At 58.6% G+C, this 13,476-nt stretch carries 14 protein-coding genes; 5 read left to right on the forward strand and 9 right to left on the reverse strand.

Annotated features, from left to right (window positions below; all coding sequences use genetic code 11):
* Positions 1 to 5: 5 nt before the first annotated feature.
* A complete protein-coding gene (locus F7D08_RS07255; RefSeq protein WP_152209992.1) occupies positions 6 to 941 on the forward strand; it encodes a LysR family transcriptional regulator in 936 nt (311 codons plus the stop codon).
* Here F7D08_RS07255 and F7D08_RS07260 read toward each other — a convergent pair.
* Together F7D08_RS07260 and F7D08_RS07265 are read right to left on the reverse strand one after the other, a co-directional pair.
* Positions 919 to 1,929 carry a sensor histidine kinase gene (locus F7D08_RS07260; protein ID WP_152209993.1) on the reverse strand — a complete coding sequence of 337 codons (1,011 nt, stop codon included), beginning with the start codon at positions 1,927 to 1,929 and terminating at the stop codon, positions 919 to 921. The genes F7D08_RS07255 and F7D08_RS07260 overlap by 23 nt on opposite strands.
* A gap of 42 nt (positions 1,930 to 1,971) precedes the next feature.
* Positions 1,972 to 2,679, reverse strand: a complete 708-nt coding sequence (locus F7D08_RS07265; protein ID WP_152209994.1) for a response regulator transcription factor — start codon at positions 2,677 to 2,679, stop codon at positions 1,972 to 1,974.
* 116 nt (positions 2,680 to 2,795) lie between these two features.
* Between F7D08_RS07265 and F7D08_RS07270 the strand changes: the two genes are divergently transcribed.
* Positions 2,796 to 3,656 carry an ABC transporter ATP-binding protein gene (locus F7D08_RS07270; RefSeq protein ID WP_152209995.1) on the forward strand — a complete coding sequence of 287 codons (861 nt, stop codon included), beginning with the start codon at positions 2,796 to 2,798 and terminating at the stop codon, positions 3,654 to 3,656.
* Positions 3,653 to 4,444: an ABC transporter permease gene (locus F7D08_RS07275; RefSeq protein WP_152209996.1), complete on the forward strand. Its 792-nt coding sequence runs from the start codon at positions 3,653 to 3,655 to the stop codon at positions 4,442 to 4,444. Before F7D08_RS07270 ends, F7D08_RS07275 begins: the two co-directional genes overlap by 4 nt.
* A gap of 12 nt (positions 4,445 to 4,456) precedes the next feature.
* Here the strand turns inward: F7D08_RS07275 and F7D08_RS07280 are convergent, their stop codons facing one another.
* Both F7D08_RS07280 and F7D08_RS07285 read right to left on the reverse strand, forming a co-directional pair.
* The gene (locus tag F7D08_RS07280) at positions 4,457 to 4,855 is read right to left on the reverse strand and encodes a cupin domain-containing protein (RefSeq protein ID WP_100496688.1); all 399 of its coding nucleotides are present in this window, start codon (positions 4,853 to 4,855) and stop codon (positions 4,457 to 4,459) included.
* A 30-nt stretch (positions 4,856 to 4,885) separates the two neighbouring features.
* Positions 4,886 to 5,365 carry a flavodoxin gene (locus F7D08_RS07285; protein WP_152209997.1) on the reverse strand — a complete coding sequence of 160 codons (480 nt, stop codon included), beginning with the start codon at positions 5,363 to 5,365 and terminating at the stop codon, positions 4,886 to 4,888.
* Positions 5,366 to 5,534: 169 nt separating this feature from the next.
* Between F7D08_RS07285 and F7D08_RS07290 the strand changes: the two genes are divergently transcribed.
* Positions 5,535 to 6,200, forward strand: coding sequence for a DedA family protein (locus F7D08_RS07290; protein WP_152209998.1), 666 nt, complete (start codon positions 5,535 to 5,537; stop codon positions 6,198 to 6,200).
* Here the strand turns inward: F7D08_RS07290 and F7D08_RS07295 are convergent.
* The 4 genes from F7D08_RS07295 to F7D08_RS07310 form a co-directional block, all read right to left on the reverse strand.
* On the reverse strand, positions 6,174 to 6,785 hold the full coding sequence (locus tag F7D08_RS07295; RefSeq protein ID WP_152210066.1) for an endonuclease III domain-containing protein: 612 nt from the start codon (positions 6,783 to 6,785) through the stop codon (positions 6,174 to 6,176). The two genes, F7D08_RS07290 and F7D08_RS07295, sit on opposite strands and share 27 nt — an antisense overlap.
* A gap of 84 nt (positions 6,786 to 6,869) precedes the next feature.
* Positions 6,870 to 9,617, reverse strand: a complete 2,748-nt coding sequence (locus F7D08_RS07300) for an ABC transporter permease (protein WP_152209999.1) — start codon at positions 9,615 to 9,617, stop codon at positions 6,870 to 6,872.
* Between the two features lie 6 nt (positions 9,618 to 9,623).
* A complete protein-coding gene (locus tag F7D08_RS07305) occupies positions 9,624 to 10,328 on the reverse strand; it encodes an ABC transporter ATP-binding protein (protein ID WP_152210000.1) in 705 nt (234 codons plus the stop codon).
* A 111-nt stretch (positions 10,329 to 10,439) separates the two neighbouring features.
* Positions 10,440 to 10,967 carry a PadR family transcriptional regulator gene (locus F7D08_RS07310; protein WP_226803428.1) on the reverse strand — a complete coding sequence of 176 codons (528 nt, stop codon included), beginning with the start codon at positions 10,965 to 10,967 and terminating at the stop codon, positions 10,440 to 10,442.
* A gap of 241 nt (positions 10,968 to 11,208) precedes the next feature.
* Between F7D08_RS07310 and F7D08_RS07315 the strand changes: the two genes are divergently transcribed.
* Positions 11,209 to 11,829 carry an NADPH-dependent F420 reductase gene (locus tag F7D08_RS07315; RefSeq protein WP_152210001.1) on the forward strand — a complete coding sequence of 207 codons (621 nt, stop codon included), beginning with the start codon at positions 11,209 to 11,211 and terminating at the stop codon, positions 11,827 to 11,829.
* A gap of 246 nt (positions 11,830 to 12,075) precedes the next feature.
* Here the strand turns inward: F7D08_RS07315 and F7D08_RS07320 are convergent, their stop codons facing one another.
* The gene (locus F7D08_RS07320; RefSeq protein WP_152210002.1) at positions 12,076 to 13,473 is read right to left on the reverse strand and encodes a GH1 family beta-glucosidase; all 1,398 of its coding nucleotides are present in this window, start codon (positions 13,471 to 13,473) and stop codon (positions 12,076 to 12,078) included.
* Positions 13,474 to 13,476 lie beyond the last annotated feature (3 nt).

Here is a 13,476-nt window from a genome sequence, read left to right on the forward strand (position 1 = left end):
TCACCATGTATGACAAACGACTGGATGCGATCATCGCCGCGGCCGAAACCGGCAGCTTCGCGCAGGCCGGCCGCATACTGCATATCTCCACACCGGCATTGGCCAAGCAAGTCAACACGTTCGAAAAGGAATATGGGCTCACGCTGTTCATCCGTTCGCGCAGCGGCGTGACGTTGACGCCGGCCGGCCGAACATTTGTGGACGAGGCACGCCCCATCATGCGCCAATGCCGAAACCTCATCTATCGCACGCAGCAAAGCTCATCAGAACGCGACGTTCCCGTCCGTCTCGGCATATCACTGCTTCGTCCGGGCCGTGGCATCCTCGACCTGTGGCAACGTGATGCCAGCAAACATCCCGGCATTCGACTCGAGCTGGTTTCCATGCCGGATGACACCCAATCGATCAACGACATCATCACGCATCTCGGCGAAGACATCGATATGGTGTCCACTGCGTTCGATGAAACATATTGGAGCGCCGTCTGCAATACCTTGACATTGGGATTCGAGCCGTCCTGGATCGCCATACCACGCAGTCATGCGTTGGCCAAGCGCACGCATGTGTCGCTCGACGATCTTGAAGGCACCCGCATCCGCATCCTGAAGCAGCATCATGGCGGCAACGACACCGCCTATGATCTGCTGGCAAGCCATCCAGCCATAGAACTGATCGACATTGACCACTACGACCTCGACACCTTCAACGATTGCGCCGACCACGGTGATTTGCTGATGTCCAAACCGATTTGGTCCGACGTACACCCGCAATTCGCAACCATACCGGTGGATTGGCCGCAGCCGGTCGGCATGTCCTATGGCCTACTGTACGCGCGCAGCCCCTCCCCTGCGCTCGCCGCATTCATCACGCGCATTCAGGAGCTCACTGCAGCCACTCAACCGCAGCCTGACTGTCGCGCTACTCCGCCAACGGCAGCGTGATCAGCATCGTGGTGCCATGCGAAGACGTGGATTCCACGCTCAACGTGCCGCTATACCGGTTGGCAACATCGCGCGCGAGCGCCAATCCCAAGCCATAGCCCTGATGTTCAGTGCCATCATCGTCACGCGCGAATCGGCGGAACAGGCGCTCCGGATCCGAGCCGATGCCGCTGCCACAATCAGCGACGCGGATAGCCACATCACCGTGATGATGGTAGCCGAGCGACACCGTGACCGCCGATTCAGATGGCGAATGGGCGATGGCATTGTCGAGCACCGCCACCAAACAGCGCGACAGTCCCACGGCATTGCCGCGCACCACGAATCGCGCGGGGTCGCCATCGACGTGGGTATGCAATGCCACGCTGCGCTTGTCCGCCAACGGCCTGACCGAGTCCACGGACTGACCAATCACGCCGGCAAGCGCCACGGGTTCGGCATCCACGGCACCGCGTGCGGCCACCAGCAGATCGGTGATGATGGCGTTCATGCGGTCCACGTCACCCCGCAAATCAGCGATGGCGCTGTCGATTGGCTGGCCGTGCGCACGGCGGAACTCAATCAGATCGATGCGTGTGGAGATGACCGCCAACGGCGTCTTCAACTCGTGGCTGGCATCCGCCACGAAATCCTTCTGCAATTCGAAGGCATGCTCCAGCGGAGCGACTTCCTTGCGTGAATAATATCGCCCGATCAGCGCCACGGCGGCAATCACGCCGAGCACGAACAGCACGGTGAAACCCACGGCTTTTTTGGTGTCGATCACCATCATGCCGGAGCCGAATTGTTCGGTGACGGACATGGCATTGGGATTGAGGCCCCGCTCAGTGAATTCATGACGGGAGCCGAGCAATACGCCAGCCACGAACACCAGCCCACCAATCACGGTGATAATGGTCATCGCAATGGTCATGCGCAGACTGATCAGGCCGGCAACGCTGCTGGCATGATGGTTATGTTTGCGCTGCGCTTGCTTATCGCTCACCATATCCACGCTCCTTTATCAATCATGCGCAAGGTTTATATACGCTTAATCCTGCGGCTGACCGATACGATAGCCCTTGCCACGCACGGTGGCGATAATGCCGCGCGTGGTTTTGCCGCGCACGTAGGATACATATACGTCCACGGCACCGATGTCACTGCCCGCCGAGAACGCATTCTTCAGCAGCTCTTCGCGGCTGAACACATGGTCAGGAGCGGCGGCGAGCGTGGCCAGCATTTTCGCCTCCACATCGGTCAGCGGCACGGTACGCCCATCCGGATCTTCAATGATGTTGGCGCTGGGTTTGAGCAACCAATCACCGATCATGACGCTTGCCGCCTGTGCATGGAACCCGCGCAGCAACGCGCGCAGCCTGGCTTCAAGCTCCACTACATGGAATGGTTTGGTGAGGTAATCATTGGCGCCGGCGTCGAGCCCGTCCACGATATCGTCCACTTCGGCGAGCGCGGTCAGCATCAGCGCAGGCGTCGCGACACCGCCTTTGCGCAGACCGCGGATCAGATCCAATCCATCACCGTCAGGCAGACGGCGGTCCACGATCAGCGCATCATAGGTGTTCGCAGCAAGACGCGACCGCGCATCGGTGATCGTCTGCACCCAATCGACGCGATAATCAAGCCCGAGCATTTCCGAAGTCATCGATCCCAAGTTTGGATCGTCCTCGATAAACAGCACGGCTGGCAGCAGCAGTCGCTGCGGATCAGTCGCATAGTCATTTGCAGTCATCATCATTACCCTGATAAAGATAAGCTTCTCTTACGGTTATATCAGACCGCCAAACGTCTAAGAGTCCGCTAAGAAACGCTCAAGGATTGGCTCAGCACCGCCAGCGAAGTAACGTGCGCACTATGAGCAGTACGGAGAGTGTGTTCACCGCGAATGGGGTGACGTGTATCGTGCCGGCGCAAGGTGAGAGCCGCACGATTTTCGAGAATCTTGGGTTTGCCATAGCCCCCGGTGAGATTGTGGACTTGGTCGGACCGTCCGGCTCCGGCAAAAGCAGCCTGCTGACCGCGTTCGCCCGCCTGAACCCACACGCCACCGGTTCGTTTACGTTGAACGGTCACGATTCCGGCGAGTTCACACCACAGCAGTGGCGGCATGAGGTGGCGTATCTGCCGCAGAAACCGATTCTTCCAGGCGATACCGTGGCCGATGCGATTCGTCTGCCGTTTACGTTGGTGATTCGCGCGGGAGCGAGCGGGCTTGGCGATCAGAATGATGCCACGAATGCCGCTGCCGCGACTACAGCCGCCACATCAGCCGATGCTGATTCCGCTCACACCGCCAGCGCTCCGCATCGCATCGGCAAAGTCGGCTTAGGCCGCAAGTTCATAGCACTGTTTCGTAATAACGATCAGCAGGCGCGCAAGCTGCTCACCGACCAGAAGATTCGCATGACCTTGGATGCGATGGGCTGCGAGGATATCGACCTCGCCCGACCACCGCATGATCTGTCCGGCGGCCAGGCGGCACGAGTCTCTTTGGCACGCACGCTGTTGACTGAGCCAAAAGTGCTGTTGGCCGATGAGGTGGACGCCGGTTTGGACGATGAGAACGCCGAAAAGGTAGCGGATATTATGGCCACCGCGGCAGCCAAGGGTATGGCAATCATCCGCATCCGTCACCGTCCACCGGACGGTCGCGCGTCACACATCGTCACGTTGGCCAACGGAACATTGAGCGAAAAAGCTGGTGAACAGGCATGAGCGGTAATGCATATGACATTGATATCTGGGGTTTGCTGGTAGCCCTTGCGATGGTGGCCATCGCGGCCGGCATCAGCGAGCTCATGCGCATCAACATCGGCAAGACGTTGCTGTGGTCCGCCTGCCGCGCGCTGCTGCAGTTGTGTGCGATGGGCTTCATCATCGGCTATGTGATTCGTGCAAACAATGTGTTTCTGGTGTTCGCCGTGATCGCGGTGATGCTGGTGGCTGCCGTGCAAATCACTCTTTCGCGCGCCAAAGGCGTGCCGAAGGGATTGGCTGGGCCAGTGCTGCTAAGCCTGACCATCACAATGCTGCTGATGATCTCGTTGGTCACCGAACTCGTGGTGCGCCCGCACCCGTGGTATGCGCCGCAGCTGGTGGTGCCGCTGACCGGCATGCTGCTCGGCAACACGGTGTCCGCATTGGCAGTGGGATTGAGCCGGTTCTACGAGAGCATGAACGAGCGTCGCGATGAAATCGATACGCTTTTGGCTTTGGGCTCCACCGCTTGGGAGGCTGCGCGCCCGTCGATCGTCTCTTCGATTCGACTGGGGCTCTTGCCCACTACGGCAACCTTGGCGTCCTGCGGCATTGTGACGATTCCGGGCATGATGGCCGGTCAGGTGATCGCCGGCGGCGACCCGCTTGAGGCCGCCAAGTACCAGTTCGTGGTGTTCGCCGCCATCGCCGCGCTGACGCTGGTGGCCGACAGCCTCATCATGGCGATGGTCTACCGCACCTGCTTCACCGCCGACGACCAATACAAGCCGCCGGAAATGCGATAGCGCGACGAACCGTCACGCCAGCTTCTTGTAGGCTTCCTCGTCCACCGGCTCGAGCCATTCGTTGGAGGCGCCTTCCTTCTTCGGCATGATCGCCACATGGGCGAACGCCTCGGTGGGCGCGGCACCATGCCAATGCTTGGTCTCCGGCGGAATATAGGCCACGTCACCGGGCTTCAACTCGACCGGCTCCTGACCTTCGATCTGGTAGTAGCCGCGACCGCCCACGGCCAGCAGAATCTGGCAGACACCGTGGTGGATGTGCCAGTGGTTCGTGCAGCCGGGCTCGAAGGTCACGTTGGCCACGTTCACCTGATCGTCGCCGGCAAGCGGCGCCAAGTAGCTTTGGCCTTCGAAATACTGGGCGTATGCGTCGTTCGGTTTGCCCATCGGGAATGCGCTCGGATTTTCCATGAGTTTCCTTTCGAATTAGCAGGCTGAGTTTTACAGATTGAGGCTGGCGACCCACTTGGCGAGTTCGGATTCCTTGACGTTCGCCGCCAGACGGCGACCGGCGACCCAATGGGCGGCCGGCGCGGAATCGTGTAACTGCACGCCATCGGCGCCACGCGTGCTGGAACCTGAGGTGGCGAACGTCACGATGGTCTTGCCCGTCCAATCCTCGCTTTCGAGGAACGTACGCACCACGCGCGGCGCGGTCTCCCACCACAACGGGTAGCCGACGAACACCACGTCGTACGGCTGAACATCAATCGGCTTGGCCAATGCCGGGCGCATCTCGCGGTGCTTATGCTCCACGGATGAACGGCTCGCGGTATCACGCCAGTTCACATCCGCGGCAGTATACGGCTCGGCCGGTTCGATCTCAGTCAGATCAGCGCCGATCGCCTTCGCCAGACGTTCCGCCACAGCCTCAGTGGTACCGGTGGCGGAGAAGTATGTAACCAGAATCCTCTTACTCATATCGATTCCTTCCATCACAATGTTCAACCTCATTGAATCGCGAGGTCCGCCGCATGTCCAATAGAAAACATCGATGATTTGCTATGCGCAAAATGCATGATTACCGATACAGCCAACCGCTGCAAGTGTCTTAGCGCCCTATAAGCACGCATGCCATAGCGTATGCATCATGAATATTGCAACGATTACACAGTGCCCGGTTTCCACGGGCGGATTCATCGGCGCCATCACCGACTGGCTCGTCGGTCTCATGTCCGTGATGGGCTGGCTTGGCACCGGTATCGCCGTATTCCTCGAAAATCTCTTTCCGCCGATTCCCAGCGAAGTCATCCTGCCGCTGGCTGGCTTCACCGCGGTCCAAGGCCGCATGACCCTATTTGAAGCCATCGCCGGCGCGACCATTGGTTCCGTGGTCGGCGCTCTTGCACTGTATGGCATCGCCTATGCGATCGGCGCCGAGCGCATGCGCAAACTGTTCGATCTGATGCCGCTCACCGATGCGTCCGACATTGACAAGGCCAATGGTTGGTTTGCGAAATACGGTTTGGCTTCAGTGCTGATCGGCCGAGTGATTCCGATTGTGCGTTCGCTGATTTCGATTCCGGCAGGCATCGCCCGCACGAATCTGCCGCAGTTCACATTGCTGACCACGCTGGGCTCCGCGGTATGGAACACGATCTTGGTGATGGCCGGCTATGTGCTGGGTTCGAGCTGGTGCTCGATCCTCGGCTTCCTCGATAAATTCCAATACGCGGTGGCCGCCATCGTCGTGGCATTACTCGTCTGGTATGTCGTGGTGAAGGTTCGCTCACATCTTGAAGCCGTTCAGGAATGATTCCGCTTTGGCCTCATCAGTACGATACGCCTTCCCGTATTCGTCAATGAGGCCATGGAACTCCTGTAATTGCACCACATCCAAGCCTGACGCCAATACGGCCGGCGCAAACGCCTTATGGAAGGCCGGGTATCCAGTCGGCACGGTGAATCCCAGAAAAGTAAACAGCCGCCGTGCATACGTATCAGCCACGAATGCACGGCGGGCGAATACATACAGCACCAAATCGTCCGCGGTCTCCCCGCCGATGCCGAACAATCCCAACAGTTCGGCGCGTAATTCATCATCCGCAATGCCTGCCGCGCCGTCCGGCCGCGCATCACATCGTTCGATATACCACCGACTCAACGACTGCAATGTCTTCGCTTTATTCCGGTAGAACCCGGAAGGCCGAATCAAATCCTGCAGCTGCTCCGGCTCCAACGCCGCCAACGCATGCGGTTCAAGAGCACGAGCGGCTTTCAATGCGCCAAGCGAACGGTCCACGTTTCCCCATGCGGTGTTCTGCGTGAGCACCGCACCGACCATAATCTCGAATACCGTTTCCGCCGGCCACCAGTTGGTCGGCCCGAGCTCGTGCTCCATCACGGCGTACAGTGATTCAATGGCATGAGGCGATGGTAGCTTCAGCGCACGCTTCGCCACAGTATGTCCCTTCCTCTTGCGGCTTCATTCCACAGACTTCAACGACGATACCGGATCAATACGGTCAAGCACCGGATTCGTGAACAATTGCACCAGCAGTGCGAACACGAGTGTCACCGCGGCTGCAATCGCGTAACTGGTCCAGCGCACGGTCACCGCGAAATACAGGCCCGGCATATTGAGCGCCGAGGTCAGCAGGCCTCCAATCCATCGGCCAAGCGGCAGTCCCACGGCGATGCCCATCAATGTCAGCAACAGCATTTCGCGATTGACATACTTGTGCACTTCCCCATCGTAGAAGCCCAACACCTTGAGCGTGGCCATTTCGCGCACGCGTTCGGAAACGTTGGTGTTCGCCAACGTGAACAGCACCACCAATGCGAGCGCACCGGCGAGCGCCACGATCAGCGCCACCACCGCGCCCATCAGGTCGAAGCTGAAGCTGCGTTGCATATCCGCTGTGCTGACCACGTTCAGCACGTCGGCATCGTTGGCAAGCTGGTCCGCATAGTCGATCTGGTTGTCATCGGAACCTTGATATTGCGCGAATATGGTGTTCATATCGACGCCGTTGGTCACGGTATCAGTTGACGCATCATCGCTACCGGCCTTGGTATCGGCGCCAAACACATGACTGTAGTAATCGGCGGTCAGGTACACATCCGAGCCGATGACCGACTCACTGACTGCGACCACGCGCACGCTTTCACGCTCAGCGTCACCGTTTTCCAACGTGATGGCGTCTCCGGCATGTACGTTGAGCGCGTTGGCCGCACTCTGCGAAACCACCACTCCCCCGTTACTGCCGGCAAGCTTGCCAAGATCGATGGGCTTGCCGCCATCCACGTTGCGCAGGTCGGCGATGGCGCTCAGATTGTCAGCCTTGGGCACGGTGATCAGCTGTACCGTTTCCGATTCTTCGGCAGCATTCGTCAGTTCGCCGCTTTCGACTTTGGCCAAGGTTCCGGCATTGCCGGCAAGGTCGACCTGCGCGTTATCCTCGAGCTTCTGCCGCACCGAGTCAAGCTGATCATGATCAGTGACCACCATCAGCTGATAGCGATAGATGTCCTGATATTGGGTGGACGGCAGCGCGTCTACCGTGTCGTTGATGACCAGTCCGCATACGATCAGCGCGGTGCATCCGGCCACACCGCCGATGGTCATGAAGAGGCGGCCTTTGAAACGAAACAGATTCCTGGCGGTGACTTTGTTGAGGAATTTCATACGTCGCCACACCGGGCCGATGTATTCCAACAGTACGCGCGACCCGGCTTTCGGCGCTTTGGGCCGCATCAGCGCGGCGGGAGTTTGCCGCACTTCACCCCAGCATGCGGCGATGGTCGCGGCTCCGATGCCGAGCACGAACAAGGCCACGCCGGCTGAACCATAGACCCAGTCGTACAGCATGGTGACGTTCGGCACCACATACATGCCTTCCAGCACAATCAACAGGAACGCCGGAATACCAAGGAATCCGATGAGATCGCCGAGTCCACCGCCAATCAGACATGCGAGAATCGCGAACAGCACGTATCTGGACGCGATGGTTGCGGGACCAAAGCCCAAGCCCATATAGGTGCCGATGAGCCCACGTTCCTCTTCCACCATGCGGGTCATGGCGGTCAGGCTCATGAACACGGCGACGAGGAGGAACACAATGGGAAATGCGCGGCCAATGGATTCGATCGAGCTCAAATCGGATTTCAGCGAGGAGAATGTACCGGCCGAGGAACGCGTGTTCACATACCAGCGGACTTGCGGAATATCGGATTCGATTTTCGATTCCTGTTCGTCAAACTGCGCATTGATTTGCACACGTTGCACATCGGTGAATTGCGTGTTCGCTTGCCGCCGAGCGTCCTCGATGTGTTGTTTGGCATCGTCAATGAGCTGCTGGCGGCGTGCTTTTTGCCGCTTGGATTGCACGTGGTGCTCGATGCGGTCGCGTACTGTGCGCACGGCGGCATCATAGGAATCACTGAAGGTATCCAGCGCGGCCGTATCGTCAAGCTCAAGGGAAATGGCTGTGTATGTGCTGCCGGTTATGCCATCGGATGGCAGGAAGAACGTATATTCGGCAGTTGCCGAACTGCGGAATGCGCCCTGCGAATACCCGTCCGGATTTTGCAGATCGAGCGGGTCAAGCACGATGCCGGTGATGGTGAGTTTGGTTGGGAACTGCGGAGCATCGTTCTCCGATTCGGTCCCGTTCGTGCTGGCGGTGCCATCGGCGGTATCGTCAGCGGATTTACTCGACGTTCCCGAGGATTTCGGCGCGACGGTCAGCGTATCACCGATGCTCAGGCCGCTGTCTCGCACGAATTTGCGCGTCACCGCCGCCTCGCCGAATCGCTTAGGCAATCGCCCCTGCTGCAGATACGGCTGATTCATGCCATCCACACCGATTTCGCTTAATGTCACCGACTCATCCGAACCGTCGACCTTCACCGTAGCGGATGCACTGCGTTCGGCTTGCACCGATAGCACACCATCCACGGCCTTCAACGCCGCCACATCATCATCGGTGAGCCCCAGTGTGGACACGACTTGAATGTCATACAGCCGCTGCGCATCAAAGAAGCGGTCGGCACCTTGGAACATATCGCGACAGCCGGCGTAAATACCGGTGAGCACGGCCACGCCAAGCATGGAGATCACGGCAAGAGAGACGAACCGCTTCCAGTTGCGCCTCCATGCGCGCAGCATATCTTTGACGAACGCTCCGGAGAGCTTCGCCGTCCGCCGATGCGCATGCCTTGCCCGAGCCATCACAGCCTACCATTCAATGTCCGCTATCGGTGTGGGATCAGGATTAACTTCCTCACTGGTCACTTTGCCGGAACGGAACCGAATCACCTTATGCGCCATGGGCGCGAGCGCGGAATTATGGGTGATGATCATCACCGTCATGCCTTGAATGCGGCAGATATCCTGCAACAGTTCGAGCACTTCTTTGCCGGTTTCGTAATCCAATGCGCCGGTCGGCTCATCACACAGCAGCAGCTTCGGTTTCTTGGCGATGGCACGGGCGATGGATACGCGCTGCTGTTCACCGCCGGAGAGCTGCGCCGGGAAATTATTCAGCCGGTCGCCAAGGCCGACTTTGCGCAATGTTTCAGCCGGATCGAAATGATCAGGGCAAATTTGGCTGGCCAGTTCCACGTTTTCAAGCGCAGTCAGGTTGGGCACCAGATTGTAGAACTGGAATACGAAACCGATATCGTTGCGCCGGTAGGTGATGAGGTCACGTTTCCTTAAACCAGTGATGTCTTTGCCGCCGACCACCACACGTCCTGAAGTGGCCACATCCATACCGCCCAGAATGTTCAACGCCGTGGTTTTGCCGGCCCCGGATTGACCGAGAATCACCGTCAGCTCACCTCGGTCGGCGGTGAAGCCGGCTTCATCGAGGGCCCGAATCGGTGTTCCGCCACCGGTCGGATATTCCTTGACCACATGGTCGAATTCGATATATGCCATCGCATCTCCTTCCACCACATAGCACTGAGGGTTGTTCAACATTGAACAACCCTCATGATGTTTGTTGAAGCCTTCACTTCCTATTGTGCCGTGTCATCCCGGCTTTCGCCATCATGCAACGCCGAGTTCCTCCCTCAGCCATTGGCGTTCGGCATCGATCTCGGCGTCATGGATCATGAGAACGGCACGACGGTATTTGTCTTCCACCTTGTCGTTGTCGATGGGGCCTTCGCCGTCGCTGTACAGACGGCGAACATCGGATTCGAGATTGTCGAGACGGCGCTGCAGCACGGCTTTGCGGTCGGCTTCGTCGGGAATCACCGAAAGGAACGACATGACCACAGCCCATTTGGTGATATTGGTGAGATTGTATCCGCTCGTGTTTTTGAGCTCGTCAATCAGCTTCTCTCGTCCAGCCTCTTCAAGATGGAATTCGCGCAGTCTGCGGCCGTTCACCACATTGAAGGTCTCGCCGATATAACCGGCTTTGACGAATTTGTTCGTCACCGAGTGCAATGTGCCGTCGGAGACCGCCTGCATGTAGCCCTGCAGCTGTTCCATCTTCTTGCGAAGACGGTAGCCACAGAGGGGCTCCTCGGAAAGGAAGCCCAGTGTCATTAGTTCTATCGTGTTCATCATGCCTTCCATGATATCTCAAGTCGAGATATCTCAGAACGACACGCCCGAAGTGAAATCATCTTCGCAGCTTGAGAACCTTGCAATTTCAACAGTTTTCAATCCGATATAAACCTTTCTGATATATCTCAGTTTGAAATATTTCTTTTCGAGGTGCATACTGGCATCAACGCGAACGCAACGGAACACCAACCGAGGCAATCGCAGAGCAGTACGAAGAACCTAATCATCGAAAGGACTCATCATGAGCAACATCACCATCTTCGGCGCAGGCAACATCGGTTCCGCAGTGGCAGGCATCGCCGTCAAGTCCGGCACTTCCGTGCAGGTCATCGACCGCAACCCGGACAAGGCCGCCGCAGCCGCCGAAGGCGTCACCGGCGCCAAGTTCGGCGAGGCCGCCATCTCCGGCGACATCGTGGTGCTGGCCCTCCCGTTCCCGGCCTACGACGAAGTGCTCGCCACCTACGCCGACCAGCTGGCTGGCAAGACCGTGGTGGATGTGGCCAACCCGATCGATTTCACCACCTTCGACCTGGCTCTGCCGGAAGGCTTCAAGTCCGCCGCCGAGTACGTGGCCGCCAAGCTGCCGAACTCCAAGGTGGTCAAGGGCTTCAACACCACCTTCGCCGCCACCCTCGCCACCGGCGAGAACGATGGCGCTCCGACCGTCGTGCAGCTGGCCTCCGACGATGAGGATGCCAAGAAGTCCGTCGCCGCCTTCATCGAGGGTGCCGGTCTCAAGACCGTGGACGCCGGAGCACTCAAGCGCGCCCAGTACCTCGAGGGCTACGGCGCTCTGCAGATCATCCTCGGCGTCACCGAGCAGACCCCGTGGACCGGCGGCTTCAAGGTCGTGAAGTAAGCTATTCCTTTCCTCTCGCGTAGTTACTGCCTGTATAGAGGTTGAAACAGGCGGTAACTGCGCATCTGAACGAAATGCCCGCGCAGTGACTGCCTGTATTCGTCACCAAACAGGCAGTAACTGCGCAAACTCATAGCAATAAGTGGGTGGAACCTCAATATTCTAAGGTTCCACCCACTTGTTGCATTGTGCGGCAATGAGCGCTTTCGCCGCACAAGATCCAGTCACGGCAATTCCGTGCGGGGCTTAGATGGCATTCGCCCGTACGATGTCCCTAAACCGGAACGCCGAATCCTTCCAAATGCGCGCCTGGGTGTCGTAATCCACGCGGATGATGCCGAATCGCTTGGTGTAACCCAACGCCCACTCGAAGTTGTCGAGTAGACTCCACGCATAGTAACCGGTCACGTTCGCTCCGGCTTCAATGGCGGCGGCCACCGCCTTCACATGGGCATTCAGATAGGCCACGCGCTTGGGATCATGCACGATGACCCCACCTGGCGCGGCCGAATCTTCACTGACTTCGTCCTCCCAAGCCGAACCGTTTTCGGTGATCATCACCGGCAGGTCCGGCCAACGTTCGCTGAGCTCGAGCAGCATGGCGGTCAACGCTTCCGGCTCCTGATTCCAACCCATCGCCGTCAACTCGCCGGCGGGAGGCAACGTTTCCACGCATTCCTGCGCAGGCATGGCATTGGCGTGACGGTCCCCTTCGAAGGTGGCGGCAGCGGCGCATCCGCGCACATGGTTCGTGGAGTAGTAATTGAAGCCCAGCACGTCAATCGGCTGATGGGCGATTTCGGCATCGCCATCTTTGACGAACGACCAGTCGGTCACATGCTTGGTGGCTTCGAAGATCTCGGGATCATAGGCCCCATCGAGCATTGGTCCCAGGAATACCTCATTGGCAATGAGGTCGGCACGACGCTTGGCGGCAAGATCTTCCGGCGCATCGGTTTCGGCGATGTTCGCGGCCAGATTCAGGGTGACTGCGACCTTGGCCTGCTCCCCCAGTTCGGCTCGAATCGCCTTGACCGCCAAGCCGTGTGCCAGGTTGAGATGATGTACGGCGGCGAGAGCCTTGGCATGGTCGTGCAGGCCGGGCGCATGCGCACCATTGCCATAGCCGAGGTAGGCGACGCACCACGGCTCGTTCAGCGTGATCCAGGTATCCACCAGATCACCGAATTCATGGGCCAGCACGGCGACGTAATCCGCGAAGCGCAGCGCGGTTTCGCGGTTGGCCCACCCGCCGCGATCCTCCAAATACTGCGGTAGATCCCAGTGGTAAAGCGTTACGGCAGGCTTGATGCCGGCTTCGCGCAATGCTTCAAGCACACGCTTGTAGTAGTCGACGCCGGCCTGATTGACAGGGCCATCATATTGCGCCACAATGCGCGGCCATGCCACGGAGAGGCGGTAGGATTCCACGCCAAGCTCCTGCATGAGCTTGATGTCTTCCGGATAACGATGGTATTGGTCGCAGGCGTATTCACCACTGGACCCATCCAGGATATTGCCCGGTACCGCACAATAGGTGTCCCAGATAGAGGCGGCGCGACCGCCCTCGTGGATTGCGCCTTCCACCTGATAGGAGGCGGTGGCGGTGCCCCAAGTGAAATCTTTCGGGAATACGAAGGTCATAGC

Source organism: Bifidobacterium cebidarum, assembly GCF_009193305.1.
GTDB lineage: Bacteria > Actinomycetota > Actinomycetes > Actinomycetales > Bifidobacteriaceae > Bifidobacterium > Bifidobacterium cebidarum.